The sequence below is a fragment of the Streptomyces sp. ICN903 genome, from assembly GCF_022015835.1.
GTDB lineage: Bacteria > Actinomycetota > Actinomycetes > Streptomycetales > Streptomycetaceae > Streptomyces > Streptomyces fenghuangensis.
The window spans coordinates 14434-38185 of sequence record NZ_JAKMAY010000015.1 but is presented as its reverse complement, the minus strand read 5'-3'; the positions used below and the strand labels follow the sequence as shown (position 1 = coordinate 38185).

General features: G+C 72.9%; 21 protein-coding genes and 1 riboswitch. Of the genes, 16 read left to right on the top strand and 5 right to left on the bottom strand.

Annotated features, from left to right (window positions below; genetic code table 11):
* Positions 1-36 precede the first annotated feature (36 nt).
* The 8 genes from L7D48_RS03170 (at position 37) to L7D48_RS03135 (ending at position 8938) form a co-directional block, all read left to right on the top strand.
* Complete coding sequence (locus tag L7D48_RS03170) at positions 37-981, top strand: complex I subunit 1 family protein (RefSeq protein ID WP_237877153.1); 945 nt, start codon at positions 37-39, stop codon at positions 979-981.
* A gap of 6 nt (positions 982-987) precedes the next feature.
* Entirely contained in the window at positions 988-1647 is a 660-nt protein-coding gene (locus L7D48_RS03165; protein ID WP_237877151.1) for an NADH-quinone oxidoreductase subunit J, read from the top strand.
* The gene (locus L7D48_RS03160; protein WP_237877149.1) at positions 1644-1949 is read left to right on the top strand and encodes an NADH-quinone oxidoreductase subunit K; all 306 of its coding nucleotides are present in this window, start codon (positions 1644-1646) and stop codon (positions 1947-1949) included. The genes L7D48_RS03165 and L7D48_RS03160 overlap by 4 nt, the downstream gene beginning before the upstream one ends.
* A complete protein-coding gene (locus L7D48_RS03155) occupies positions 1946-3844 on the top strand; it encodes a proton-conducting transporter membrane subunit (RefSeq protein ID WP_237877147.1) in 1899 nt (632 codons plus the stop codon). The genes L7D48_RS03160 and L7D48_RS03155 overlap by 4 nt, the downstream gene beginning before the upstream one ends.
* Positions 3845-3846: 2 nt before the next feature.
* A complete protein-coding gene (locus tag L7D48_RS03150) occupies positions 3847-5346 on the top strand; it encodes a NuoM family protein (RefSeq protein ID WP_237877145.1) in 1500 nt (499 codons plus the stop codon).
* A gap of 60 nt (positions 5347-5406) precedes the next feature.
* Positions 5407-6870: an NADH-quinone oxidoreductase subunit N gene (locus L7D48_RS03145; RefSeq protein ID WP_237877159.1), complete on the top strand. Its 1464-nt coding sequence runs from the start codon at positions 5407-5409 to the stop codon at positions 6868-6870.
* 244 nt (positions 6871-7114) lie between these two features.
* On the top strand, positions 7115-8578 hold the full coding sequence (locus tag L7D48_RS03140) for an MFS transporter (RefSeq protein ID WP_237877143.1): 1464 nt from the start codon (positions 7115-7117) through the stop codon (positions 8576-8578).
* An 87-nt stretch (positions 8579-8665) separates the two neighbouring features.
* Entirely contained in the window at positions 8666-8938 is a 273-nt protein-coding gene (locus tag L7D48_RS03135) for a glutaredoxin family protein (RefSeq protein ID WP_237877142.1), read from the top strand.
* Here the strand turns inward: L7D48_RS03135 and L7D48_RS03130 are convergent.
* From L7D48_RS03130 to gcvT, 5 genes are all read right to left on the bottom strand, one after another.
* On the bottom strand, positions 8895-9440 hold the full coding sequence (locus L7D48_RS03130) for a hypothetical protein (RefSeq protein ID WP_237877140.1): 546 nt from the start codon (positions 9438-9440) through the stop codon (positions 8895-8897). The genes L7D48_RS03135 and L7D48_RS03130 overlap by 44 nt on opposite strands.
* 418 nt (positions 9441-9858) lie before the next feature.
* The gene (locus tag L7D48_RS03125; RefSeq protein WP_237877139.1) at positions 9859-11289 is read right to left on the bottom strand and encodes an L-serine ammonia-lyase; all 1431 of its coding nucleotides are present in this window, start codon (positions 11287-11289) and stop codon (positions 9859-9861) included.
* A 178-nt stretch (positions 11290-11467) separates the two neighbouring features.
* Positions 11468-12736: a serine hydroxymethyltransferase gene (gene glyA, locus L7D48_RS03120; RefSeq protein WP_237877137.1), complete on the bottom strand. Its 1269-nt coding sequence runs from the start codon at positions 12734-12736 to the stop codon at positions 11468-11470.
* A gap of 74 nt (positions 12737-12810) precedes the next feature.
* On the bottom strand, positions 12811-13188 hold the full coding sequence (gene gcvH, locus L7D48_RS03115; protein WP_093847526.1) for a glycine cleavage system protein GcvH: 378 nt from the start codon (positions 13186-13188) through the stop codon (positions 12811-12813).
* A gap of 155 nt (positions 13189-13343) precedes the next feature.
* A complete protein-coding gene (gcvT, locus tag L7D48_RS03110; protein ID WP_237877135.1) occupies positions 13344-14471 on the bottom strand; it encodes a glycine cleavage system aminomethyltransferase GcvT in 1128 nt (375 codons plus the stop codon).
* Positions 14472-14646: 175 nt separating this feature from the next.
* Positions 14647-14756, bottom strand: a riboswitch (glycine riboswitch).
* A 224-nt stretch (positions 14757-14980) separates the two neighbouring features.
* Here gcvT and L7D48_RS03105 point away from each other — a divergent pair.
* From L7D48_RS03105 to L7D48_RS03070, 8 genes are all read left to right on the top strand, one after another.
* Entirely contained in the window at positions 14981-15688 is a 708-nt protein-coding gene (locus L7D48_RS03105; protein WP_237877132.1) for an AAA family ATPase, read from the top strand.
* A 109-nt stretch (positions 15689-15797) separates the two neighbouring features.
* Positions 15798-16577, top strand: coding sequence for an enhanced serine sensitivity protein SseB (locus L7D48_RS03100; RefSeq protein WP_237877130.1), 780 nt, complete (start codon positions 15798-15800; stop codon positions 16575-16577).
* Between the two features lie 188 nt (positions 16578-16765).
* Complete coding sequence (locus tag L7D48_RS03095; RefSeq protein WP_237877128.1) at positions 16766-17533, top strand: enhanced serine sensitivity protein SseB C-terminal domain-containing protein; 768 nt, start codon at positions 16766-16768, stop codon at positions 17531-17533.
* A 203-nt stretch (positions 17534-17736) separates the two neighbouring features.
* Complete coding sequence (locus tag L7D48_RS03090; protein WP_237877126.1) at positions 17737-19404, top strand: ABC transporter substrate-binding protein; 1668 nt, start codon at positions 17737-17739, stop codon at positions 19402-19404.
* 90 nt (positions 19405-19494) lie between these two features.
* On the top strand, positions 19495-20499 hold the full coding sequence (locus L7D48_RS03085) for an ABC transporter permease (RefSeq protein ID WP_237877124.1): 1005 nt from the start codon (positions 19495-19497) through the stop codon (positions 20497-20499).
* On the top strand, positions 20499-21452 hold the full coding sequence (locus tag L7D48_RS03080; protein ID WP_237877122.1) for an ABC transporter permease: 954 nt from the start codon (positions 20499-20501) through the stop codon (positions 21450-21452). The genes L7D48_RS03085 and L7D48_RS03080 overlap by 1 nt, the downstream gene beginning before the upstream one ends.
* Before the next feature lie 4 nt (positions 21453-21456).
* Entirely contained in the window at positions 21457-22605 is a 1149-nt protein-coding gene (locus tag L7D48_RS03075) for an ABC transporter ATP-binding protein (RefSeq protein WP_237877121.1), read from the top strand.
* Complete coding sequence (locus tag L7D48_RS03070; protein ID WP_237877119.1) at positions 22602-23735, top strand: ABC transporter ATP-binding protein; 1134 nt, start codon at positions 22602-22604, stop codon at positions 23733-23735. Before L7D48_RS03075 ends, L7D48_RS03070 begins: the two co-directional genes overlap by 4 nt.
* The last annotated feature ends 17 nt before the right edge of the window (positions 23736-23752 follow it).

The window sequence follows — 23752 nt, the reverse complement described above, 5'->3', positions numbered from 1 at the left end:
CGGTGAGGGCGGCCACGGTGGCGGGGGCGGTGAGCGGTGACCGTCAACGGAGCGCCGGTGTGGGCGGTGGTGCCCGCGGCCGCCGTCCTGCTGGCCATGGCACTGGCCGCCGCCGTGCTCGACGCCCTTCTCGACACGCCGGCGGCCGGTGGCGGAACGGCGGCGGCGCACGGCCGGAGGTGGTCGCGCCCGCTGGCCGAGGCGGCGCGGCTGATGCGGCAGCGCGGCCGGACCACGGTGGCGCCGGACCGGCTGCTGTGGCGGATCGGCACGGCCGGGCCGCTGGTGGCGGCCCTGCTGATGGCGGCGGTGGTGCCCGTGGGCGGGACGGTGGTGGCCGACCTGCCGGTGGGCATCGTCTGGTTCAACGCGGTGGACGTCACCCTCTGGGCGGTCGTGTGGCTGGCGGGCTGGGGGCCGAACAGCGTGTACCCGCTGGTCGGCGGCTACCGGTTCGTCGCCCAGGCGCTCGGCTACGAACTGCCGCTGATGTTCGCGCTGACCGCGCCCGCGGTGGCGGCGCGGAGCCTGAACGTGGGCGAGGTGGTCCAAGCCCAGCGGGGGCTGTGGTTCGTGGTGTGGATGCCAGTGGCGTTCGTGGTGTTCCTGGGCGCTGTGGCCGCCTTCGGCATGTGGGGGCCGTTCTCCTCCCCGGTGGGCCGCGACGCGGCCGGGGGAGTGCTGGCGGAGGCGTCCGGGGTGGACCGACTGCTGCTGCTGGCCGGGCGGTACGCGCTGCCGGCGGCCGGGTCGGGAATGGCGGTCGCGCTGTTCCTGGGCGGCGGCGCGGGTCCGTGGCTGCCGGGCTGGCTGTGGTCGCTGGTCAAGACGCTGGCCGTGCTCGCGGTACTGGTGGTGCTCCGGCGCCGGCTGCCGGTGCTGAGTCCCGAGCGGATCGTCCGGATCGGCTGGCTGGTGGCGCTTCCGGCGGTGCTGCTGCAGGTCCTGGCGGTGTCCGCCGTCATGGTGGCGAAGGGGTGAGGTGAGGTGCAGACCGCGCTGTTCTGTGTGCTGGCCGTGGTGGCCGTCGCCTCGGGGGCCGCGGTGTTCACGGTGGACTCCATGGCCCGGGCCACCTACGCCCTGGCCCTGTCGTTCGTCGCGGTCGGCGCCTCGCTCCTGCTGCTGGACCTGGCCTATCTCGGTGTGGTGACGATCCTGATGATGGTGATGGAGATGGCGATCATGGCCGTCTTCATGATCATGTTCATGATGAACCCGGCCGGCCTCGTGCCGATGTCGATGCTGCACAACAAGCGCGGGGCGTCGGCCGTCTCCGGCGGGGTCTTCCTGGCGCTGGGCGCTGTCGCGCTGCTCGTCCCGTGGCCGGAGCGGCGCGGCGCCCCGCCCGCCGATCCGACCCGTGCGGCGGGAGAGGCGATCATGGGCTCGAAGATGCTGGTGATGACCGGCGTCGGCGCGGTGCTGTTCACCACCATCGTGGCGGCCCTCGTCCTGGCCGTCTCCCGCGGCCGGTACGGCGGCGACGAGGGCGCGGAGGACGGGCACCGCGAAGGCCGCGGCCCGCACGGCGGACACGGCAGCCACGGCGGCCACGACACCCATGCCGGCCACGACCGTCACGGCGGACACGGCGGCGGCCATGGCACGCACGCCTCCTCCTCACCGCGGGAGGACGCCGCATGACGCTGGAACTGTTCCTGCTGCTGGCCTCGGCCCTGTTCGCCGTCGGGATGTACGGGGCGCTGAGCCAGCAGTCCGTGGTGATGGTGATGATGGGCCTGGAACTGATGGTCAACGGCGTCATCGTGGCGGCGGCCGCCTTCTGGTACTTCCTCGCCCCGGCGGCCCCGGACGGACAGGTCCTGGTGCTGGTGGTCATCGCGGCCATGACGGTGGACATGGCCATGGGCTTCGCCGTGGTGACACTGCTGTTCCGTACGAGGGACGCCGACATGACCGACATGGCCGCGGAGCTGAAACGGTGAGCGGGCCGGGTACGCCGCTGCTGTGGTCCCTGGTGCTGCTGCCCGCCGTGACCGGGGCCGTCCTCGCCCTGTCCGGCGGCGGACGCCGCACCGCCGGGACGTACGACCGGCCCGGCGGCACGGGGCGGGCCGCGCCCGCCGTCGCGGTGGCCGCCGCGGCGGCCACCCTCGTCCTGGCGGTCGCCGCCGCCCTCGTGCGGCCCACCGCGCGGGCCGGCTTCGTGGCGGGCGGGCCGCTGGAGCTGGCGGTGGACGGGCTGTCGGCCGCGGTGGTGGTGACGGTGGCGGCGGTCGGTCTGCTCGTGCTGGTCTTCGCCACGGGCGGCATCCGGGCCGAGCGGCCCCGCTTCTTCGGACTGATGCTGCTGTTCACCGCCGCCGTCCTGGTCACCGCCACCGCCACCACCCTGACCGTCCTGCTGCTGGCCTGGGAGGTGATGGGCGCCGCCTCCTACGCCCTGATCGCCTTCCGCTGGCGCGAGGACGCCCCCGTTTCGGCCGGGACGACCGCCTTCCTCACCACCCGCGCGGGCGATCTCGGGCTGTACCTGGCGGCCGGTGCCGCCCTGGCCGCCCCGGTCGCGGGGACCGGCGCCGGCGACCGGCTCGCCCTGGACGCCCTGGCCGGCCTGGACGGCCCGTGGCTGCACCTGGCCGCCGCCGGGGTGCTGCTGGCCGCCTTCGGCAAGGCCGCCCAACTGCCTTTCTCCTTCTGGCTGTCCAGGGCGATGCTCGGCCCGAGCCCGGTCAGCGCCCTGCTCCACTCGGCCGCCATGGTGGCCATGGGCGGCTATCTGCTGCTGCGGCTGCGCCCGCTGCTGGAGTCCGCCGGCTGGGCGTCCGGCGCCGCCGCCTGGGGCGGTGCGCTCACCGCACTCGCCCTGGGCGCGGTCGCCCTGGCCCAGCGGGACCTCAAACAGCTCCTGGCCGCGTCCACCGCCGCCCAGCTCGGCTTCGTCGTGCTGGCCGCCGGAGCCGGGAGCGTCGCGGGCGGCACCGCCCACCTCGTCGCCCACGCGGCCGTCAAGTCGCTGCTCTTCCTGGCCGCCGGGGTGTGGCTGGCGGCTCTTGGCACCGAGGACCTGGGCGCCCTGCGCGGGGCCGCCCGCCGGGACCGGACGACCGGCCTGCCGTTCGCGGTGGGCGCGCTCGCCCTGGCCGGGGTGCCACCGCTGTCGCTGTGGGCGACCAAGGACGAGATCCTGGCCGCGGTGGAATCCCCGGCCCTGTACGGGGTGGTGCTGGCGGCCTCCGCCCTGTCGGCCCTCTACGCGGGCAAGGCGCTCGGCCTGCTGCTTGCCTCCGGACCCCCCGGCACGGCCGTACGGAAGCCGGGGGAGGAGACCGCCGAACCGCTCCGGACCGCACCCCTGACCCTCCTCGCCGCCGGAGCCGCCGTGCTCGGCGCCCTGGCCCTGCCGCCACTGGCCGGAGAGCTGAAGCGGGCGGTCGGGGCGCCCGGTGAGCCCTCGGCCGGCGCGGCCACCCTGGCCGCCACCGCCATCCTCGCTCTGGCCGCGACAGCGACCGCCGCCGCCCTCGCGCCCCGGCTGCCGGAGCCCGCCTGGGCCCGCGCCTGGTTGCACTTGGAGACGACCGCGCACACCCTCGCCGTACGTCCCGCGCTGGCCACCGCCCGCGCCCTGGCCCGGTTCGACGACACCGTGCTGGACCGCGCCGTCACGGGGACCGCCGCAGGGGTGCGGCGCCTGGCCTCGTGGGCGTCGGCCGCCGACCGCTCGGGAGTGGACCGGGCCGTCCGGGGCGTCGCCGACGGCGCCCGGTACCTGGGCGAGCTGGCGCGCCGCCCGCAGACCGGACAGCTCCACCAGTACTACGTCCAGGCCCTGGTCCTGCTGACCGCGGCCACCGTCCTGCTCCTGCTGCTGAGGTGAGCATGCTCTCGCTGACCGTCTTCCTGCCGCTGCTGGCCGCCGGCCTGGTCCTGCCGGCCCGGCGCGGCCTGCCCGAGGCGGCCGTGCGGTGGCTGTGGGTGGCGGTCTCGGCAGTGGAACTGGGCCTGGTGGCCGTGCTGTGGGCCACCTACGACGGTCCGGGCATCGGCCACGAGACCGACCGGCCGTGGATCCCCGGCGCGGGCGCGGGCTACCACATCGGCGTCGACGGACTCTCCCTGCCGCTGCTCGCCCTGACCGCCACCGTCTTCCTCGCCTGCGCGGTGTACTCGCTGCGGGACCGCCGCGCACAACGCGGCATCCGCCGCTTCACCGCCCTCTTCCTGGCGCTCGAGACCACCTGTCTGGGCCTGTTCGCCGCCCTGGACCTGATCCTGTTCTTCCTCTTCTTCGACCTGTCGATCGTCGGCATGTACCTCGTCATCGCCGGCTGGGGACACGGGGAGCAGGCCGCCCGCTCGGCGCTGAAGTTCTTCCTCTACACCTTCGTCGGCTCCCTCGCGCTGCTGCTGGGCTTCATCGGGCTGTACGCGGCCTCGGATCCGCACACCTTCGACATCACCGAACTGACCGCCGACCCGCCGCTGGAGGGCGGCGGCGCGGCGGGAGCGCTGGTGCTGCTGGCCATCGCCGTCGGACTGGCCGTCAAGACCCCCACCTTCCCCTTCCACACCTGGCTGCCCCCGGCCCACACCGACGCCCCCGCCGCCGGATCGGCCGTCCTGGCGGCGGTCCTGCTGAAGATGGGCACCTACGGCTTCGTGCGCATCGCCATGCCGATCCTGCCGGAGGACTGGCGCACCTACGCGACGGTCGTCGTCGCCGTCGGCGTCGTCTCCGTCCTCTACGGCGCCCTGGTCGCCCTGGCGCAGAGCGACTTCAAACGGATGGTCGCCTACACCAGCGTCAACCACATGGGCTACGTCCTGCTGGCCCTGGGCGCGGCCGGGACGGCCGCCGGCACCGACGGGGCCGCCCGCTCCACGGCCGTGACCGGGGCGGTGGTCCAGATGGTCAGTCACGGACTGATCACCGGGGCCCTGTTCCTGCTGGCCGGGGTGCTGATGGAACGCGGCGGCACCTATGAGATGGACACCTGGGGCGGACTGGCCGGACCCATGCCGCGGTTCGCCGCGCTGACGGCCGTGGCCGCCTTCGCGAGCCTGGGCCTGCCCGGCTTCAGCGGTTTCGTCGCCGAGTTCCAGATCTTCGCCGGGAGTCTGGGGGCGGTACCGGTGGCCACCGCGCTGGCCCTGCTGGGCATCCTGGTCACCGCGGGGTTGTTCCTGTGGGCGCTGCACCGGCTCCTCCTCGGTGCCCGGCGCGAACCGAAACCGGTCGGCGCCGACCTGCGCCCGGCCGAACTGTTGTCCGTGGCACCGCTGCTGGCGCTGTCCCTGCTCATCGGCGTTCTGCCCCGGTGGCTGCTGGACACGGTCGAACCCGCCGCCCGTACGGCCGTGGAGCTGGTCTCCCGGTGAGCGGCGTGGAGCGGGCGGGATCTCCGGGCGGAGGACTCCAGGGAGGTGGCGGTGACTGACATGCACAAGGAACCGCTGGCCCTCCTCCCGGAGATCCTGCTGCTGTTCGGCGCCGTCGTCACGCTGCTGGCCGGCTCCTTCCTGCCGCGCCGGCGCCAGTGGGCCGCCCGCACCGGGGCAGCCGCCGCACTCGCGGCCTCCCTCATCGCCGCGGTGGTCCTCGCGCCCGGGGACGACCGCACCGTCTACGCCGGCACCTACGCCCTGGACGGCGCCACCGACGCGGTCCGCGTCATCGTCCCCGCCGCGGCCCTGACCGTTCTGGCACTGGCCTCGGGGCGGGTGCGCGGCGACCGGCGCGAGACCGAGTTCTGCGTCCTGGTGCTGCTCGGCTCGCTCGGCGCCGTGCTCCTGGCGGGCGCGTCCGACCTGCTGCTGCTGGCCGTCGCCTATCTGCTGGCCTCCATCCCCCTGTACGCGCTGGCCGGCTGGGGGCGCGACGCGCGCGGCGCCGAGGCCGCGCTGAAGCTCTACCTGCTCGGTGTGCTGCTGGGCATCACCATGCTGCTGGGCACCGCCGTCCTGTACGGGCTGGGTGGCGCCACCGACTACGCGGCCCTGGCCGACGGGCTCCCCGGTGCGCCCAGAGCCGCTCTGGCGGTCGGGACGGTGGCGCTGCTGGCCGGTCCGCTGTTCAAGGCCGGTGCCGTCCCCGCCCACTTCTGGGTGCCCGACGCCGCGTCGGGGGCGACGGTGCCGGCCGCCGCGTTCCTCACCACGATTCCCAAGATCGGCGCGCTGGTCGCCCTGTACCGGGTGCTCACCGTCCTTCCCGAACAGGACCTGCGGTGGCGGGTGCTGCTGGCCGTCGTAGCGGTGGCGACCATGACGCTGGGCAACCTGGCGGCCTTCGCCCAGAGGGATCCGCTGCGGCTGCTGGGCTACTCCACCATCAGCCAGGCCGGCTACCTGCTGATGGCGGTCGCCGTCGCCGGACGTGCCGAGGCCCTGCGCTCCCTGCTGCTCTACCTCGCGGCCTACGCCGTCACCAACCTCGGCGCGTTCGCCGTCACCGCCGCACTGCCCGACTCGCGCACCCTGGAGGCGTACCGCGGTCTGGGACGGCGCCGGCCCCTGCTCGCAGCCGCGCTCACGGTCTGCCTCCTGGGCCTGGTGGGCACCCCGCCCACGGCGGTGTTCATGGGCAAGCTGACGGTCTTCTCCGCCACCTGGGACGGGGGCATGGCCTGGCTGGCCGCCGTCGCCGCCGTCAACACCGTCGCCAGTCTCTTCTACTACCTGCGCTGGATCGCGCCGGCCCTGTCCATTCGCGGGCCCGGCCCGTCCCCGCGGGACGCCGGGCCGTCCGGAGGGGACGGGGAGCGGCAGGAGGGGGTCGCGGCCACCGCCGAGCCCGAGCGCTGGGCGGCGGGCACGGCGGTGGCCGCCGCCTCGGCCACTCTGGTGCTCGGCGCGGGCGCGGGATGGGTGCTCGGCGTCCTCTCAGACACCCTCGTACGGTGAGGCGGCCCCGAAGGGGGCTTTGCGGCGCGGGGGACGGGCGGTCTCCCTCCACGGCGGGCGCCCGGCGCCCGTGTCCGGCGGCGGCCCGCCGTCCTGCCGCCCCCGGGCGCGCCCGGGGGCGCTTCTTCATCCGTTCGCACCGTCCGGGAGGGATTTTTCCGCGACCGGACTGGCCAACACATACCCCTAGGGGGTACCTTTTCGATGCTCGGATACATACCCCCCTCCGGTATAGGAGTATGTGATGTCCTCTGCCCCGCCCTCACCCAATCCCCGGCGCTGGAAGGCGCTCGGGCTGATCGCGCTGGCCCAGTTCATGGTGATCATGGACACCTCGATCATCGGGGTGGCCCTGCCGCAGATGCAGACCGATCTGGGCTTCTCCCAGGAGAACCTCTCCTGGGTCTTCAACGCCTACGTCATCGCCTTCGGCGGGCTGCTGCTGCTCGGCGGCCGGCTGTCGGACCTGCTCGGAGCCAAGCGCGTCTTCAGCGCCGGATGGGCCGTACTGGCCGCCGGCTCGCTGATCGCCGGCCTGGCCGGCGAGGTGTGGGTCGAACTGGCCGGCCGCGCCGTGCAGGGCGCCGGCGCCGCTCTGATCGCCCCGGCCGCGCTGACCCTGCTGATGATGCTCTTCGGTGCCAACCCCAAGGAGCTCACCAAGGCGTTCGCCCTGTACGGGGCCGCGGCCCCGGCGGGCGGCACCGCCGGCGTCTTCCTCGGCGGCGTCCTGACCGAGTACGCCAGCTGGCCGTGGGTGTTCTACGTCAACATCCCCATCGCCGTGCTGGTCCTGGCCCTCACACCCGCGCTGATGCCCTCCGCCCCGCCCCGCCGCGGCTCCGTCGACCTCCTGGGCGCGACCGCCGTCACCGCGGGACTGGCCGTCGCCGTCTACGCCATCGTCCGTGCTCCCGAGACCGGCTGGGGCGCGGCGCAGACCTGGCTGGTGCTGGCCGCCGGCGCCCTGCTGCTGGCCGCCTTCGTCGCCCTCCAGGCACGCCGCAGGGAGCCGCTGATGCCGCTTCGGATCTGGCGCGCCCCCAACCTGGCCGCCGCCAACATCGCCCAACTGCTGCTGGCCGCCGCCTGGATCCCCATGTGGTTCTTCCTCAACCTCTACCTCCAGCAGGTGCTGGGACTGGGAGAGTTCGCCGCGGGGTCGGCACTGCTGCCGATGACGGTCGCGATCATGGTCATGATGATCGTGCTGGCGCCCCGGCTGATCGCCCGCTTCGGGCCCAACCCGCTGGTCGTCGCGGGGATGCTGGTGCTCGCGGCCGGCATGTTCTGGCTGTCCCTGGTCCGCCCCGACGGCACCTTCTGGGCGGATGTGCTGCCCGCCTCGCTGGTGGCGGCGGGCGGTATGTCGCTGGCGTTCATCCCCTCGCTGGGCACCGCCGTCTCCAGCGCCCGCCCGGAGGAGGGCGGCCTGGCCTCCGGCATCGTCAACACCAGCTACCAGGTTGGTTCCGCCCTCGGTCTGGCGGCCATGACCGCGGTGGCCGCCTCGCGAGGCGCACAGGAGCTGGGCGACCCGGCCGCCCTCACGGACGGCTTCTCCGCGGCCTTCCTGGGGGCCGCCGCCATCGCCGCGGCCGGAGCCGTCATCGCCTGGCTCACCCTGCGCCCCGCGCCCGCGCCCGGCGCGGCCGCCGAGCCCACCGGGGCCGACCGGGAGAAGCCCCGGACGGCGGAAGCCCGCTGACACCCCGTCCCTGTCCGAACCCACCGCCGGCGCCGCCGGACACGGAAAGCCCCGTGCCCGGCGGCGCCCCTGCCACGGAGGCCCCTGATGCAGCAGATCGAGGTCTACGGCACCGCCTGGTGCCCGCAGGTGAAAGAGGTCCTGGCCCGGCTCGACGGCGCCGGTGCTCCCTACCGCTACCACGACATCGACACCGACAAGAAGGCCGCCAAGGCCGTCTACCGCCTGCAGCGCGGGACCCGCCGCGTCCCCACCCTCGTCCTGCCCGACGGCACCGTCCTCGTCGAGCCCACCGACGACCAGCTCCGCGACCACCTCACCGCGACGCCCGGCCCCGGGCAGGAGGGAGAGACGGAGTGAGGATCCCCCCGACGGCCGCCGACCTGCGCCGGGCGGTGGACCACCCGGCCACCCGCTGCCTGCTGGCCTGCCTCCTCGCCGCCATGGCACGCAGAGTGCAGAAGTCGCCCCAAAGGGCGCCGCGGACGGAGTCCGGGGCGGCCTGGGAGGGGCCGAAGTAGCCGAGCAGGGACCGCACCGACGCCGGGGTGTCGGTCCCGGCCGGGCCGTGGGCGAGGGCGACGGTCACCCGTTTCCCGGCGTACATCTCCCGCAGGACGGCCGGAGTGTTCGCGTCATACCGGTCGCGGTCCACCAGCAGGTCCCAGTAGTGGACGAACACCTGCCAGTCGGCCACGACGACGTCCTGCCGTCCCGAGACCGGCGCCACCGCGTCGATCCGCTCCAGCACCTCGTCCACCAGGCCGCGGCGGGCGCGGCCGGGCTTGCACAGGACCACACTCCAGCGAGACCAGCCGATCCCGGCGAGCACGCCGCCGCTCGTCCGCGGGCGCCGCTTCACCGGGCCGCTCCCGCCGCGTCCGGCATGGGGACACCTCCGCTCGCGCGGAGAGGACACTTCCTGACCTGCGGAGTTAGAACAGCTTTGCCGTTCCTTGACCTAGGTTTCTCTCTGTCACCCGTACGTGGTGACAGAGAGGCGGTGCTGTGGTGGGCATGAAGAAAGAGGGTGAGGCGGAAACTTCATGAGGCGGGCCGGCCGAGTGGTTGGCCTGCTGCGCTGCGCTTTTCCGAGACAGCCAGTCCCCGGAGGCAGCCGTACGACTGCCTCCGGGGACTCCGGGGCCGATCAAACGCTGTGCGGGTGCTCCGCCCGGCCCCTTCCCAGGGACTTCTCAGGGACTTTCCGCCGTGTGGACGAGAAAGGGCCCGACAGTTCCGAAAGGAAAGGACAGGAACCGCAGGTCAGGGCGGCCCCCTCAGCACTCGATGACGTTGACGGCCAGCCCGCCGCGGGCGGTCTCCTTGTACTTGACCTTCATGTCCGCGCCCGTCTCCTTCATCGTCTTGATGGCCTTGTCCAGGGAGACGTGGTGGCGGCCGTCGCCGCGCAGGGACATCCGGGCCGCGGTGACCGCCTTGACCGCGGCCATGCCGTTGCGCTCGATGCAGGGGATCTGGACCAGGCCGCCCACGGGGTCGCAGGTCAGGCCCAGGTTGTGTTCGATGCCGATCTCGGCGGCGTTCTCGACCTGCTCGGGCGAGCCGCCCAGGACCTCGGCGAGACCGCCGGCGGCCATGGAGCAGGCCGAGCCCACCTCTCCCTGGCAGCCGACCTCGGCGCCGGAGATGGAGGCGTTCTCCTTGAACAGCAGGCCGATGGCGCCCGCGGTCAGCAGGAAGCGCACGACGGTGTCGTCGTCGGCCCCGGGCACGAACTCCATCGCGTAGTGCAGCACGGCCGGGATGATGCCCGCCGCGCCGTTGGTGGGGGCGGTGACGACACGTCCGCCGGCGGCGTTCTCCTCGTTGACCGCCATCGCGTAGAGCGTCAGCCACTCCATGGCACGCGCCGCGGCGTCCCCCTCGGCGCGCAGCCGCCGTGCCGAGGCGGCCGCGCGCCGGCGGACCTTCAGGCCGCCGGGCAGGATGCCCTCCCGCGACAGGCCGCGGGCCACGCACTCGCGCATCACCCGCCAGATCTCCAGCAGACCCGCGCGGATCTCCTCCTCGCTGCGCCAGGCCCGCTCGTTCTCCAGCATCAGCGCCGAGACGGACAGGCCCGTCTCGCGGGTGGTGCGCAGCAGCTCGTCGCCGGTGCGGAAGGGGTACTTCAGCACCGTGTCGTCGAGTTTGATGCGGCCGGCTCCGGCCGCCTCCTCGTCCACCACGAAGCCGCCGCCCACCGAGTAGTAGGTCTTCTCCAGCAGCGGCGCGCCGTCGGCGTCGTACGCGGCCAGGGTCATGCCGTTGGCGTGGTACGGCAGCGAGCGGCGGCGGTGCAGCACCAGGTCGCGGTCGACGTCGAAGGCGATCTCGTGGCCGTCGTGGGCCTCATGGACCCCGCGGTCCCCGGAGCCGCTCTCGGAGCCGTCCTCCCCGCCGGCGGTGAGCAGGCCCAGCCGGCCCGACTGCCGCACCCGCTCGACCTCCGCCTCCGCGGCCTCGACGTCGACGGTGCGCGGCGAGTGGCCCGCCAGGCCCAGCAGCACGGCCTTGGGGGTGCCGTGGCCGTGGCCGGTGGCGCCCAGGGAGCCGAACAGTTCGGCCCGCAGCGAGGCGGTGCGGGCCAGCACGCCTTCCTTCCGCAGCCGGCGTGCGAACATCCCGGCCGCCCGCATGGGGCCGACGGTGTGGGAGCTGGAGGGGCCGATGCCGATGGAGAAGAGGTCGAAGACGGAGATGGCCACGGTGGCGGACTCCCTTGTCTGCTCGTGGTTCGCGGCCCGCCGGGTGCGGCGGGCGTGGGGCCCTGCGGGTGTGCGGGGCGGGGGACACGGTGTCGGTGGGCCGGATGAGCCGGACGGACCGGTGGCGGACCGGGTGCGCCGCCGGCGGGGGCGGCGCACCCGGGTGCCGCGCCGGGGCCTACAGGCCCGGGTACAGCGGGTGCTTGTCGGCCAGCGCGGACACGCGGCCGGCCAGCTCCTTGGCCTTCGCCTCGTCGAACGAGGGCTTCAGCGCCTCGGCGATGACGTCCGCGACCTCGCGGAAGTCGTCGGCGGTGAAGCCGCGCGTGGCCAGCGCCGGGGTGCCGATGCGCAGGCCGGAGGTGACCATCGGCGGACGCGGGTCGTTCGGGATGGCGTTGCGGTTGACGGTGATGCCGATGGAGTGCAGGCGGTCCTCGGCCTGGCGGCCGTCCAGTTCGCTGTCGCGCAGGTCGACCAGGACCAGGTGGACGTCGGTGCCGCCCGACAGCACGGCGACGCCCGCCTCGGCCGCGTCCGGCCGCGCAAGCCGCTCGGCCAGCAGCTTCGCGCCCTCCAGGGTACGGCGCTGGCGGTCCTTGAACTCCTCCGTCGCCGCGATCTTGAAGGAGACGGCCTTCGCCGCGATGACGTGCTCCAGCGGGCCGCCCTGCTGGCCGGGGAAGACCGCGGAGTTGATCTTCTTGGCGTGCTCCTGCTTCGACAGGATCACCCCGCCGCGCGGACCGCCCAGCGTCTTGTGGGTCGTGGTGGTGACCACGTCCGCGTACGGCACCGGGTTGGGGTGGAGACCAGCGGCCACCAGGCCGGCGAAGTGCGCCATGTCCACCATCAGCAGCGCGCCGACCTCGTCGGCGATGCGGCGGAAGGCGGCGAAGTCGAGCTGCCTGGGGTACGCCGACCAGCCGGCGATGATCAGCTTCGGGCGGCGCTCCCGCGCCAGCCGCTCGACCTCCTCCATGTCGACCAGGCCGGTCTCGGCGTCGACGTGGTAGGCGACCACGTCGTACAGCTTGCCGGAGAAGTTGATCTTCATGCCGTGGGTCAGGTGGCCGCCGTGCGCCAGGTCCAGACCCAGGATGGTGTCGCCCGGCTGCAGCAGGGCGAACATCGCCGCGGCGTTGGCCGAGGCGCCCGAGTGCGGCTGGACGTTGGCGGCCTCGGCGCCGAAGAGGGCCTTCACCCGCTCGCGGGCGATGTCCTCGATCACGTCGACGTGCTCGCAGCCGCCGTAGTAGCGGCGGCCGGGGTAGCCCTCGGCGTACTTGTTGGTGAGGACCGAGCCCTGGGCCTGGAGGGCTGCGACCGGAGCGAAGTTCTCCGAGGCGATCATCTCCAGGGTGCTCTGCTGGCGGCGCAGCTCGGCGTCGACGGCTGCGGCGACGTCGGGATCGACCTCGTGCAGGGAACTGTTCAGAAGCGACATCCGGGTCTTTCCGATCGTGGTGTACTGGCGGCGGACGGCGGATCCGGGCGCGGAAGGGGCGGGCGGGCCGCCGCTCACTCGCCGGTGAAGGCGGCGTACTCGTCGGCGGACAGCAGATCCGCCGGCTCGTCCGTCACCCGGACCTTGAACAGCCAACCGCCCTCGTAGGGGGCGGAGTTCACCAGCGCCGGATCGTCCACCACGTCCTGGTTGACCTCGGTGACCTCACCGGTGACCGGCGCGTACAGGTCGCTGACCGACTTGGTCGACTCCAGTTCACCGCAGGTCTCGCCCGCGGTGACCGTGTCGCCGACCTCAGGGAGCTGCACGAAGACGACGTCGCCGAGCGCGTTCGCCGCGTGCTCGGTGATGCCGATCGTCGAGACGCCGTCCTCGGCGGCCGACAGCCACTCGTGCTCCTTGCTGTAGCGCAGCTGCTGGGGGTTGCTCATGGCGTGATTCTCCTGATCAGGGGTGTGGTGTGAGAAACGGGTCTTGCCAGGTGGGACGGTGTCCCGGGCCGGTGGTGCGGCAAGCGGTCGGTCGGGCGGTGCGGCTGGTGGGCGGTACGGGCGGTACGGCCGGTGGTACGGAGCGGCCGGGGCCGTCAGCGCTCGCGCCGGTAGAACGGCAGCGCGACGACCTCGTAGGGCTCATGCGTACCGCGGATGTCCACCGCCACACCCCCGGTGCCCGGGGCGGCGTGGGCGGCGTCCACGTACGCCATGGCGATCGGCCTGCCCAGCGTGGGGGAGGGGGCCCCGGAGGTGACCTCGCCGATCACCGAGCCGTCCGCGCCGACCACCGCGTACCCGGCGCGCGGCACCCGGCGGCCGGCGGCGACCAGGCCGACCAGCTTGCGCGGCGGGTTCTCGGCGGCCCGCGCGGCGGCGGCCTCCAGGGCGGTGCGGCCGGTGAAGTCGCCGGGCTTGTCGAACTTCACCACGCGGCCGAGCCCGGCGTCGAAGGGGGTGGTGGAGCGGGTCAGCTCGTGCCCGTACAGCGGCATGCCCGCCTCCAGCCGCAGCGTGTCGCGGCAGGACAGCCCGCACGGCACCAGGCCCTCGTCCGCGCCGGCCCCGGTCAGCGCCCGCCACAGCGCCTCGGCGTCGCCGGGGGCGACGAACAGCTCGAAGCCGTCCTCGCCGGTGTAGCCGGTGCGGGCGATCAGCGTCTCCACGCCCGCCACCGTGCCGGGCAGCCCGGCGTAGTACTTCAGGCCGTCGAGGTCGGCGTCGGTGACCTTCGACAGGACGGCGGCCGCCCGGGGACCCTGGACGGCCAGGAGGGCGTAGGCGTCGCGGTCGTCGCGCACGGCGGCGCCGGTGAGACCGGAGGCGCCGAGCCGCTCGGTGAGGGCGTCCAGCACCACCTGGGCGTTGGAGGCGTTGGCGACGACCAGGTACTCCTCGTCGCCCAGCCGGTAGACGATCAGGTCGTCGAGGATGCCGCCGGACTCGTCGCAGATCATGGTGTAGCGCGCCCGGCCCACGGCGACGGCGGACAGGTGGCCGACCAGGGCGCGGTCCAGCAGCTCGCCGGCCTGCGGGCCGGTGACGGCGATCTCGCCCATGTGGCTCAGGTCGAACAGGCCGGCGCGGGTGCGCACGGCGTTGTGCTCGTCGCGCTCGCTGCCGTAGCGCAGCGGCATGTCCCAGCCCGCGAAGTCCGTCATGGTCGCGCCCAGGGCGCGGTGCACGGCGTCGAGGGCGGTACGGCGGGGGGAATCACTCATGGTCGGCAAGCTCCCAGGCGAGGTGGCGATGTCGTACGAGGACGGCGGGAAGGACACGTCCTCCCCATCTGTCATCGGAACCTGAGAGGTTCGCCACGAGTCCGCACGGGCGGGCCACGGCTTGCACCTTGGGTGGGACGGCTCCGCTCGGGGGCCGCCCGCTTTTCAGATCTGCCTCGTCCACACGGTATCGGGGCCTGAGAGATTCAAGGGAGGACTTGCTCCTTCGGCGCCCCGGAAACCGTCGTGACCAGCGTTTTCCGGGAACTCTCCCGTGCGGACTCGATCGGCCGGTATGCAGTTGACCCGCTCATCATCGCACGCCCGGCGCGCACCGCCCCCGGGCGGGCGCGAAGCCGTGCCGCCGCGTCCGGGACGAGAGGGGTGACGTGACGGGTACGGCACCGTGACACACCTGGTGAGCTGCCGTCTTGTCCGCCGTCGTCCTTCTTGACACGCTCAGGGTGACGCCGCGAGCACGCGGCGCGAAAGCGGGGAGGGCGTATCCGGTGAGCAGCCTGGAGAGTGCTTGTACGGCACAGGGCGGAGCGCCGCCCCGGCGCAGGGCGACGCCGAAGAAGGCGGTGCCCGCGGCGGTACCGGCAGCGGCGTCCGCGGCGGTACCGCGGGGAGCGGGAGGAGCCGGCGGACGCGATCTGCGCGGCACCGCGGCGGTGCGGATCCTGCGCTTCCCCGCGGGTGACCGGGTGGTCGTCTCGGGGCTGCCGGGCAGCGGCAAGTCCACCCTGATCCGCCGCGTGGTCGCCGAGGGCGACGCGGTGGTGCGGATCGACTCCCAGGACATGCGGGAGCGCTGGGAGCGGCGGATGCCCGCCCGGCTGCCGTACGCGGTCTACCGCCCGCTGGTGAGGATCGCGCACTACCTCGCGCTGTGGCGGGCCCTGGCCTCGGGCGCCGGTGTGGTGGTGCACGACTGCGGGGCCCAGGGCTGGGTGCGCCGCTGGCTGGCCCGGGACGCGCGGCGGCGCGGGCGGGCCGTCCACCTGCTGCTGCTGGACGTGCCGCCCGAGGTGGCGCTGGCCGGGCAGGCGGAGCGGGGGCGCGGAGTGTCGGCGTACGCCTTCGCCCGGCACCGGCGGGCGGTGCGCCGGCTGGTGGCGGACGCGGAGGCCGGGCGGCTGCCCAGGGGCTGTGTCGCGTCGGTGCTGCTGGACCGGGGAGCGGCGGGGGCGCTGCGCGGGGTGGTGTTCGACTGACGCCCGGCGCCCGGCGCCCGGGTCCGATGCCCGCGCGCCCCGCGCCCCCGTGAGAGCGGGCGCTGCCGGCGGCGGGGGCGCACCCGCCCGGTGCCGATAGGGTTTTCCCATGACCATCCCGCAGCAGTACGGACCGGGGCACGGCGGCGGCTGGCCCGGCAACGAGCTGGAGGAGACCCTCGCCGCCTCCCTCGGCGCCCCGGGAGCGGGCGCCCGGCTGCTGGAGGTGCTCGGCCGCAGCAGTCTGTGGGTGCCGCTGCCCGAGGGCGGCTCACCGGCCAGCCCCAACCTCGACCTGCCCACGATCCAGCTCGACGGGGCGCCCTATGTGCCCGTCTTCAGCTCCGAGCAGCAGTTCCGGCAGTGCGCCGGCTCGCATCTGCCCTTCGCCGTCGCGCCCGCGCGGGAGTTCGCCCGCGGCCTGCCGCCGCAGGTGGGCATCGCGGTCAACCCGGACGGCACCGTCGGTGTCCCCCTGCCCCCGGAGGCCGTGGCCGAACTGTGCCGCGAGGGCGGGTCCGAGGGGATCCCGGGGATGGCGAGCGGCGCCCGGGTCCGGCTCTTCGAGCCCGACTGGCAGGAGGAGCCGGTGGACTTCCTGGCCGCCGCGGCCGGGGAGTTCGCGGTGCTGCCGCAGGTACGCACCGCGCGCCGCGGCCTGGCGAGCGTCGAGGGCGACCCGCCCGCGCTCTTCGTCGGAGTGGAGCTGGACCTGCTGGATCCGCAGGCCCGTGCGGCGGCGCACGACGCGCTCGGCCGCGCGCTGGGCCGGGAGCCGGTGCGGTGGCCGGTGCAGATGGTGCTGCTGGACGCGGCCCAGGACCCGGTCGTGGACTGGATGCGCCAGTGCGTGCGGCCCTTCTACGACCGCCAGGGCCGGCCGTACTGACCCCCCGGGCCGCCCGGGTCCCGCGCGGCCCGGGCGGCCGCGCCCGGGTGTCCGACCCGCTCGCCCCTGCCCGGAAACGGCCGAGTGGTCCGGACCCTGTCGGGTGCGGACCGTAAGCTGGTTGGATGTCGGGACGGGACGCGCGCGCGGCCCGGTGAGCGAGGACGACGCGAGAAGGGGCGGCCCACGTGAGCGCGGGTGGAAGCGTTGAGCAGCTGCTGCGGCAGGTGGCGCCCGGGCGGTACGACACCTATGAAGCGCTGTTGGGTGCCCTCGCCTCCGGCCGGGTGTGGATGCTGCTCTGGCACGGCCGGGCCGGCTCCCCCGACGCCCAGTACGGGAACATGGAGGTCGCCGGGCACGGCTACGCGCCCTGTGTGACCTCCGAGCACGAGCTGACGGCCTCCGGCTGGACCAGGGCCCACGAGGTGGTCGGCGGGCGCGACATCGCCGCCGCCCTCTTCCCCGACCGCTGGGGGCTGTGGCTCAACCCGCACGCGCCCGGCGGCGGCGTGGGCATCCCCTGGCTGGACCTGCGCCGGATCGCGGGCGGGCTGGAGAGGCTGCCGGCCGGGCCCCTGCGCATCGGCGAACCGACCGTGGACGTACCGCACTTCTACGCCCAGCTGGTGCACAACGCCCACCGCACGCCCGCCGTGCGCACTCTGCGCCGGGCCTGGGTGCAGCCCGCCCTGGGCGCGCCGCGGCTGGTGATCGGGCTCGACCTGTACGACTCCGCGCCGGAGGCGGTGGAGTCGGTGCACTCGATGATGCGGCAGTCGGTGGCCGCGGTCCCGGACGGACTGGCGGTGTCCACGGTGTCGATGTCGGACGAGTACGACCCGGTCGCCATGTGGCTGCGGGCCAACTCCCGTCCGTTCTTCAACCGCGACGCCCATGCCGCCGCCCCGGCGGCGGCCCCCGGGCACGGTTACGGCTACCCCCGCCCCTACTGACACGGCCCCTCCGGCGCCGTCCCCACCTCGTCGGCGACCGGTGGTTTCGTCCGGTATCAATGCTTTGACCTGCACTGTCGCTGTTTCGGGTGCCAGGGTCTCAGGTCTATATCACCGACATGCGGACAGTTCACACCGATGGTTGGGCGCAGTACTGTTCGGGCGACCAGCAGTCAAACCGTCACCGACCCCTGAGGTGGAACATGCGAATAACCGGTTCCAGGGTCGTCCAGACGATCGCGGCGACCCTCGCGGTTGGTGTGATCGCCACTGGATGTGCCAGTGAACGAGGCGAGAAGGACGAAGGCAAGGGTGGCGACACCTTCGTCTTCGGCGCCGCCGGAGACCCGGGCTCTCTGGACCCGGCGCTGGCCAGTGACGGTGAGACGTTCCGGGTCACCCGCCAGGCCTTCGAGGCGCTGATCGAGCACGAGCCGGGCGGCACCGAGCTGGTCGGTGGCCTCGCCGAGTCGTGGGACGCCAACGAGGCCGGCACCGAGTGGACCTTCAACCTCCGCAAGGGCGTGAAGTTCCACGACGGCGAGAAGCTCACCGCCGAGGCGGTGTGCAAGAACTACGACCACTGGTTCAACTGGACCGGTACGTACCAGGAGAGCGCGGTCTCCTACTACTGGCAGAAGATCTTCGGCGGCTTCGCGAAGAACGAGCACAAGGACACGCCCGAGGCCAACTACAAGGGCTGCGAGGCGAAGGACGAGCACACCGCCGTCATCAGCGTGCACGAGTCCACCGCCAACCTGCCCGGCGGCTTCTCGCTCCAGGCGCTGGCCATCCACTCCCCGAAGGCCATCGACGCCTACAAGAAGCAGGAGCTGAGCGGCGAGGGCGACACCATCTCCTACCCCAAGTACAGCCAGGAGGCCGGCACCGTCGCGGGCACCGGTCCCTTCCGGATCACCGAGTGGGACAAGGGCAACAAGGAGATCACCCTCGAGCGGTTCGACGACTACTGGGGTGAGAAGGCCGGCGTCGAGAAGCTGGTCTTCCGCACCATCGCCGAGGAGTCCGCACGCCGCCAGGCGCTGCAGGCCGGCAACATCCACGGCTACGACCTGGTCGCGCCCTCGGATGTGAAGACCCTGGAGAAGGAGGGCTTCCAGGTCCCGGTCCGCGGCGTGTTCAACATCTTCTACATGGGCATGTCGCAGGAGGCGAACAAGGCCCTGGAGAAGAAGGACGTCCGTCAGGCGATCACCCACGCCATCGACCGCGAGAACATCGTCAAGACGCAGCTGCCCGAGGGCGGCGTGGTGGCCACCCAGTTCATGCCGGACACCGTCGACGGCTACTCCGACAAGGTCCCCACCTACGAGTTCAGCACGAAGAAGGCCGAGGACCTGCTGAAGAAGGCCGGCGAGGAGAACCTCGAGGTCACCTTCTGCTACCCGACCGAGGTCACCCGCCCGTACATGCCCGCCCCGGCCGACATGTTCGAGCTGATGAAGGCCGACCTGGAGAAGGCCGGTGTCAAGGTCCAGCCCAAGCCCATGAAGTGGGCCCCGGACTACATCGACGCCACCGAGGCCGGCACCTGCGACCTGCACCTGCTGGGCTGGACCGGTGACTTCAACGACGCCTACAACTTCATCGGCACCTGGTTCGCCGGCTACGACAAGCAGTGGGGCTTCCGCGACGACAAGGTCTTCGACGCGGTGAAGAAGTCCAGCGCCGAGCCGGACGTCGCCAAGCGGGTGGAGCTGTACAAGAAGGCCAACGAGGCCATCATGGAGTACATCCCGGGCGTCCCGGTCTCCTCCTCCCCGCCCTCCATCGCGTTCGCCAAGGACGTCAACCCCCCGAAGGTCTCCCCGCTGACGCAGGAGAACTTCGCAGAGGTCTCCTTCAAGTAAACGCATGACCGCGCGCAGGTCCGCCCGGCCACGGCATCCGAAGTGGCCGGGCGGACCTGCCCATGAGGACCAAGAAAGGGGCATCGCGGGGTGTTGCGTCTCGTCGTACGAAGACTGCTCCAACTGATACCCACCCTGCTGGGCCTGTCCGTTCTGCTGTTCATCTGGCTGAACCGGCTGCCCGGCGGACCCGCTGCGGCCATGCTCGGCGAGCGTGCGACCGAGGCGGACAGGGCCCGCATCGAGGCGGCCCTCGGGCTCGACCAGCCCGTGTGGGTCCAGTACGGCCGCTTCCTCAAGCGGCTGTCCGAACTGGACCTGGGAGTCTCCACCCAGACCGGCCAGCCGGTGTGGGACGAGTTCACCCGGGCGTTCCCCGCCACGGTTGAGCTCGGCATCTCGGCCATGATCATCGCCATCGCCGTCGGTGTGCCGCTGGGCTACTTCGCCGCCCGCCGGCGCGGCAGCTGGCTGGACGTCACCGCGGTCTCCGGCTCCCTGGTGGGCATCTGCATCCCGGTGTTCTTCCTGGCCTTCCTGCTCAAGGCGCTCTTCGCCGTCAAGCTCGGCTGGTTCCCCAGCTACGGACGCCAGACCACCGGCATCGACGCCACCGAGGTCACCGGCTTCTACGTCCTGGACGGCATCCTCACCGGCGAGTTCGACGCGGCCTGGGACGCGGTGAGGCACCTGGTGCTCCCCGCTCTGGCGCTCTCCTCGATCCCGCTGGCCATCATCACCCGTATGACCCGGGCCAGCGTGCTGGAGGTGCTCGGCGAGGACTACGTGCGCACCGCCGAGTCCAAGGGCCTGAGCCGCCAGGTGGTGCGCGGCCGCCACGTGCTGCGCAACGCGCTGCTGCCGATCGTCACCGCCGTCGGCCTGCTCACCGGCGGCCTGCTGTCGGGCGCGGTGCTCACCGAGTCGGTCTTCGCCTTCGGCGGCATCGGCTCGTTCATCAAGACCGCCATCGACGAGCGCGACTACCCGGTCCTGGTGGGTTTCATCATGTTCATCGCGGCTGCGTACGTCGTCATCAACCTGCTGGTTGACCTCGCCTACAGCCTTATCGACCCGAGAGTGCGGGTGCACTGATGAGCACCAAGACCGACAAGATCGACCGGCTCGCCGAGCTCACCGCCTCCACCGAGACCTCCACGGGCGCCAGTCTGTGGGTCGAGGCCTGGCGCAGGCTCAAGGCCAGCAAGATGGCCGTGATCGGCGCGTGCATCATCGGTGTGTTCGTGGTGGTCGCGATCCTGGGCCCGTGGGTCGCCCCGTACAGCCCCACCGCGCAGCTGTGGCGCGGTGAGGTCCTCACCAACCAGAACGTCTTCGTCGGCCCCCGCGCCGAGAACTGGCTCGGCCTGGACCACCTGGCCCGCGACGAGTTCTCCCGGATACTGGTGGGAGCCCGCCAGACCCTGCTGGTCGGCATCGTCGCCACGCTGCTGGGCTTCACCGTCGGCGCGCTGATCGGCGGCGCCTCGGGCGCCGCCCTGGTGCTGGGCGGCAGGACCGGCCGCCGGATCGACACCGCCGTGATGCGCGTCATCGACATCATGCTGGCGCTGCCCTCGCTGCTGCTGGCCGTGTCCGTCGCGGCGGTCCTGGGCCAGTCCCTGACCACCGTGATGATCGCGGTGGGCGTGGTGCAGATCCCCATCTTCGCCCGGCTGCTGCGCGGTGCCATGCTGGCGCAGGGCGGCTCGGACTACGTGCTGGCCGCCCAGGCGCTCGGAGTGCGCAAGCGGCGCATCGCGCTCGGCCATGTGCTGCCCAACTCGCTGAGCCCGGTGATCGTCCAGGCCACCCTGAGCCTGGCCACCGCCATCATCGAGGCGGCGGCGCTGTCCTACCTCGGCCTGGGCAACCCCGACGCCGCCGAACCGGAGTGGGGGGTCATGCTGGCCCAGGCGCAGGACTACTTCGACAGCGCACCGATGCTCGCGATCTACCCCGCGCTGGGCATCATCGTCACCGCGCTCGGCTTCACCCTGCTGGGCGAGGCGATGCGGGAAGCCCTCGACCCGAAACTGCGGAGTTGATCACATGGCCCTGCTTTCCGTGGACGAACTGACCGTCACCTTCACCCAGCGCGGCCGCCGCGACGTGAAGGCCGTGTCGGGAGTGTCCTTCGACGTCGACCAGGGCCAGGTCGTCGGCCTGGTCGGCGAGTCGGGCTGCGGCAAGTCCGTCACCTCGCTGGCCCTGATGGGACTGCTGCCCTCCAGGGGCGTGAGGACCGGCGGCCGTGCCGAATTCGACGGCACCGACCTGCTGACCCTGAGCCCGAAGAGGATGCGCGACCTGCGCGGCTCGCAGATGGCGATGATCTTCCAGGATCCGCTGTCCTCGCTGAACCCGGTGGTGCCCATCGGGGTCCAGGTCACCGAGATCCTGGCCCGGCACCGGGGAATGAAGGGCGAGGCCGCCCGCAAGGAGGCCGCCTCGCTGCTGGACCGGGTCGGCATCCCCGACCCCGCCCGGCGCCTGAAGGAGTACCCGCACCAGCTCTCCGGCGGCATGCGCCAGCGCGCTCTGATCGCCATGGCGGTGGCCTGCGCGCCGCGGCTGCTGATCGCCGACGAGCCGACCACCGCGCTGGACGTGACGATCCAGGCCCAGATCCTGGAGCTGCTCAAGGAACTGGTCGACGAAGAGGGCACCGCCCTGCTGATGATCACTCACGACCTGGGTGTGGTCGCCGGTCTGTGCGACCAGGTCAACGTGCTCTACGCGGGCAAGGTGGTGGAGTCCGCCGAGCGGCGCGAGCTGTTCGAGGCGCCGACCCACCCGTACGCCAACGGGCTGCTGGGGTCCATCCCCCGGCTCGACGCGCCGCGCGGCGAGCCGCTGAGGCCGGTGCGCGGGTCCATCAACGACACGATCGCCTGGGCGGACGGCTGCGCCTTCGCCCCCCGGTGCGACCACTACACGCTGGAGTGCCTGCAGGGCACCCCGGCGCTGGGCGAGCCCCGCAAGCCCGGACACCAGGTGCGGTGCGTCAACCCGGTGCTCTCCGGGGGCGCCGCCGACCTGCGCGAGTCCGCGCTGCCCGAGCCGGACGAGGTGCCCGGCGCCGATGCCGGGGCCGACGGCGGGTCCGCGGGGGACGAGCCGGTGGAGAAGACCGGACCGGCGGAGAAGGACGCGGCGGTCGGCACGGCCGGCACGGCCGAGAAGGAGGCCGGAGCATGAGCCTGCTCCAACTGAACGGTGTGAAGGTCCACTTCCCGGTGAAGAAGGGCATCCTCTTCGACCGCACGGTCGGCCACGTCTACGCCGTGGACGGCGTGTCGCTCTCCGTCGAGCCCGGCCAGACGTACGGCCTGGTGGGCGAGTCGGGCTGCGGCAAGACCACGCTGGGTCGGGCGGTCCTGCGGCTGGTGGACATCACCGACGGCGAGGTCGTCTTCGACGGCACCGATCTGGCGAAGCTGCCGGACGAGGAGATGCGCCGCTTCCGCCGCCGGCTCCAGATGGTCTTCCAGGACCCGCTGGGCAGCCTCAACCCCCGGCAGAACATCGAGTCGATCCTCTCCGAGGGCATGGAGGCCCACGGCATCGGCGCGGACCAGGCCGAGCGCCGCGAGAGGATCCGGAAGATCCTGGCGAGGGTCGGGCTGCCGGCCAACGCGCTCTCCCGCTACCCGCACGAGTTCTCCGGCGGGCAGCGCCAGCGCATCGGCATCGCCCGTGCGCTGGTCCTGGAACCGGACGTGATCATCTGCGACGAGCCGGTCTCCGCGCTGGACGTCTCCATCCAGGCACAGGTGATCAACCTGCTGGAGGAACTCCAGAAGGAGATGGGGCTGACCTATGTGGTCATCGCCCACGACCTGGCCGTGGTGCGGCACATCTCCGACGTCGTCGGGGTGATGTACCTGGGCTCGCTGGTGGAGGAGGCGCCCAGCGACACGCTGTACGCCGAGCCCCGGCACCCGTACACCCGGGCGCTGATGTCGGCCGTGCCGGTGCCCGACCCGGAGGTCGAGGACAACCGCGAGCGCATCCTGCTCACCGGCGACCTGCCCTCCCCGGCGAATCCGCCGGCGGGCTGCCGCTTCCACACCCGCTGCCCGTGGAAGCAGGACACGCTCTGCGCGACCGACCGTCCCGAGCTGCGTGACCTGGGGGGCGGGCACAGGGTGGCCTGCCACTGGGCCGAGGAGATCGCCGACGGCCGGATCAGCCCCACGCACAACGCGGCCCAGGTCGTCCCGGCCGGCCACGAGGGGCACGACGGACACGGCGGGCACGCCGAGCACTCCGAGCCGGCCGAGGCCGGGGCCGTGGAGACGGAGAAGGCCGCGACCGCGGCCGAGTGAGCCGCGCGCCGCGCCCT

Excerpts from the sequence above, each read along its gene's own strand:
- L7D48_RS03160 (WP_237877149.1), top strand. The coding sequence starts at position 1,644 with ATGACGCTGGAACTGTTCCTGCTGCTGGCCTCGGCCCTGTTCGCCGTC.
- L7D48_RS03150 (WP_237877145.1), top strand. The coding sequence starts at position 3,847 with ATGCTCTCGCTGACCGTCTTCCTGCCGCTGCTGGCCGCCGGCCTGGTC.
- L7D48_RS03145 (WP_237877159.1), top strand. The coding sequence starts at position 5,407 with ATGCACAAGGAACCGCTGGCCCTCCTCCCGGAGATCCTGCTGCTGTTC.
- L7D48_RS03140 (WP_237877143.1), top strand. The coding sequence starts at position 7,115 with ATGTCCTCTGCCCCGCCCTCACCCAATCCCCGGCGCTGGAAGGCGCTC.
- L7D48_RS03135 (WP_237877142.1), top strand. The coding sequence starts at position 8,666 with ATGCAGCAGATCGAGGTCTACGGCACCGCCTGGTGCCCGCAGGTGAAA.
- glyA (WP_237877137.1), bottom strand. The coding sequence starts at position 12,736 with ATGTCGCTTCTGAACAGTTCCCTGCACGAGGTCGATCCCGACGTCGCC.
- gcvH (WP_093847526.1), bottom strand. The coding sequence starts at position 13,188 with ATGAGCAACCCCCAGCAGCTGCGCTACAGCAAGGAGCACGAGTGGCTG.
- gcvT (WP_237877135.1), bottom strand. The coding sequence starts at position 14,471 with ATGAGTGATTCCCCCCGCCGTACCGCCCTCGACGCCGTGCACCGCGCC.
- L7D48_RS03100 (WP_237877130.1), top strand. The coding sequence starts at position 15,798 with ATGACCATCCCGCAGCAGTACGGACCGGGGCACGGCGGCGGCTGGCCC.
- L7D48_RS03090 (WP_237877126.1), top strand. The coding sequence starts at position 17,737 with ATGCGAATAACCGGTTCCAGGGTCGTCCAGACGATCGCGGCGACCCTC.
- L7D48_RS03080 (WP_237877122.1), top strand. The coding sequence starts at position 20,499 with ATGAGCACCAAGACCGACAAGATCGACCGGCTCGCCGAGCTCACCGCC.
- L7D48_RS03075 (WP_237877121.1), top strand. The coding sequence starts at position 21,457 with ATGGCCCTGCTTTCCGTGGACGAACTGACCGTCACCTTCACCCAGCGC.
- L7D48_RS03070 (WP_237877119.1), top strand. The coding sequence starts at position 22,602 with ATGAGCCTGCTCCAACTGAACGGTGTGAAGGTCCACTTCCCGGTGAAG.